Origin of the sequence: Aquiflexum sp. (assembly GCF_041751335.1) — a bacterium.
Taxonomy (GTDB): domain Bacteria; phylum Bacteroidota; class Bacteroidia; order Cytophagales; family Cyclobacteriaceae; genus Aquiflexum.
On the sequence record NZ_JBGSXS010000001.1, the window covers coordinates 1 to 2,041 of the forward strand.

Consider the following 2,041-nt stretch of genomic DNA (forward strand, 5'->3'; position numbering starts at 1 on the left):
TTCTCTGGTTTCTGGATCAAGCCCATGGATTCCATCAGTTCCTTTATAAAGCAAATTGCCAGTAATGGTTGGGAAAATCCAATGGATATAATTTGGAGCTTCTATTTCCCACTCAGGTATTTCCTTATTGAAATCCCCTGATAAATGGAAAATCAAAACCAATGCAAGCATTCCTGTCCTTATCATATTTTTGAATTTTTAGTTTTTATAAAATTCATAACACTACAATCAAACCCCCAAAACAAATTGCACCGTCACATTTCCCTCCTTATGATTTTGATAGGTGTAATCAAAAGCAAAATTGGTTTTGGTCAATGTACGGATGGGAAGTTCTATAGAGCCGTTTAGTATGATAACCGTTTCGGATGCATTTAATGCCCAAGTCCCACTTGAAGGTAAGCCAGGTACTCCCGGGGTAGAGAAAGTGAAATTCCCATTACTTTGGAAGCGGATGGAGTAGCCCGAGATGTTTTCAGGCTGTCCACCGATGCTGACAGATCTTAATGACCAGTTTTGAGCAATCAATTCGGATTTGGTAGGTTCTGGTTGGGGTTTTGGATCGTCTCCACATGATATGGCTGTGATTACTAAGACAACAGCTATGGTCATGTCCAATATGTTTTTATAGGAAGTTTTCATAGCTGTTATCTTTTTATCAAGTTTAATCTTTCGTTCATTCCAACTCCTTCTACCAACAGGATGTAATTGCCTGGAGCGAATCTTGTCACCTCTATTATCACCTCATCTGTCATTTTTTGGATTTCCAGGATATTGACCAATATCCCTTGGGAATTGACTATGGTAATTTTCTCCAGATAGAAATCCCTTTCGAATTTGACCCTGACTAGGTCATTTGCAGGATTGGGGTAGAGTTTGATCAAATTACCGGTTCGGATTTCACCCAACTCAGTGATCACAGTTGCAGCCGAAATAGATGAACAACCCGATCCTCCGGTCACTCTAACCTGATAGCTTCCTGCTTGGGTTATTTCTAAAGATTGTCCGGTTGCCCCGGGGATTTCAGCACCATTTCTTAACCATTGGTTACCGCTGGGACTACTGGAAACCAGTTGGACTTCCGTAGATATCCCATCAGTGCCCTGAATGGATAGGGTAGGGATTGGCGGACTTTCATTTTGAGCAGTGATCTGGACCGTGCTACTGGATTCACATCCGTTACCATCTTTGACTGTGAAGGTATAATCCCCCGCTGTTAAGTCTCCAAATTGGTTCCCTGCTTGGAATGTAGTCTGGGTTGAAAGTTTGTAGGTAAAGGAACCTGCGCCACCTGTCGCATTGACGGTGACACCGCCATTGGAGTCTCCAGGGCAAGAAACTTGGTTGATGTTGGAAATTGATACTTGGATTTCAGTAGGGCCGGTTATTTCAAAAGATTCCTGTACCAAATTTTCCGTGTCATTTTTGTCCCTGATATAGGCTATATACGCTCCAGGTGCCAGATTTTCAAAAATCCCAGAACCTTGGAAGGTTGTGTTATCCATACTGTATTCAATTTCAATATCTTCGCCCTCAGCGCTTATCTCCACTTTTCCATCTTCGGTTCCGAAACAAGTTGGATTAGTGATTTTAAGGTCAGTAATAGATAGTGGAGGTTTGACCGAGTAAACAAATGATGCAGTGTAAACCAAGCTTTGTTGCCCCTTTTCATTGACGGCAATGAGTTTGATCCTGTAATTCTCTCCTTCTTCCAACCCACTTGCATTTGTTAGGAATTGGTTTTGTGAAAGATCAATTTCAGTAGCAGGCTCAAAATCGGTAAACCGGAATATTTCACTTTCAAATCCGGTACCTAGAAATTGGTATCTTAATTCCACGATTTTGGATAATTCATTATCTGCCAAAAAGAAAACGCTGCTTTTGGTATGGGACCATTTTCCAAAATTGTTTTTAGCCCTAACCATCAACAGGTGAAGTCCCGGATTTAACCCTTCTAGGTCAATCAGATAATCATCCTTACCAGATTCCACGTTGATTTTAGTTCCAGTTCCGAAATTTCCATAATTGTCCAAAAAGTATTCAA

At 41.0% G+C, this 2,041-nt stretch carries 3 protein-coding genes; all 3 read right to left on the reverse strand.

Going from position 1 to position 2,041, the window contains the following annotated elements:
- On the reverse strand, nucleotides 1-186 hold a 186-nt coding region (locus ACEW8U_RS00005; RefSeq protein ID WP_373519972.1), incomplete at its 3' end, for a hypothetical protein.
- A 42-nt stretch (nucleotides 187-228) separates the two neighbouring features.
- A complete protein-coding gene (locus tag ACEW8U_RS00010; RefSeq protein WP_373519973.1) occupies nucleotides 229-639 on the reverse strand; it encodes a hypothetical protein in 411 nt (136 codons plus the stop codon).
- Between the two features lie 5 nt (nucleotides 640-644).
- Nucleotides 645-2,041, reverse strand: a 1,397-nt coding sequence (locus tag ACEW8U_RS00015; RefSeq protein WP_373519974.1) for a T9SS type A sorting domain-containing protein, incomplete at its 5' end; no start/stop codon positions are given.

What these genes read in the sequence shown, in the direction of transcription:
- ACEW8U_RS00010 (WP_373519973.1), bottom strand. Translation starts at nt 639, where the DNA reads ATGAAAACTTCCTATAAAAACATATTGGACATGACCATAGCTGTTGTC.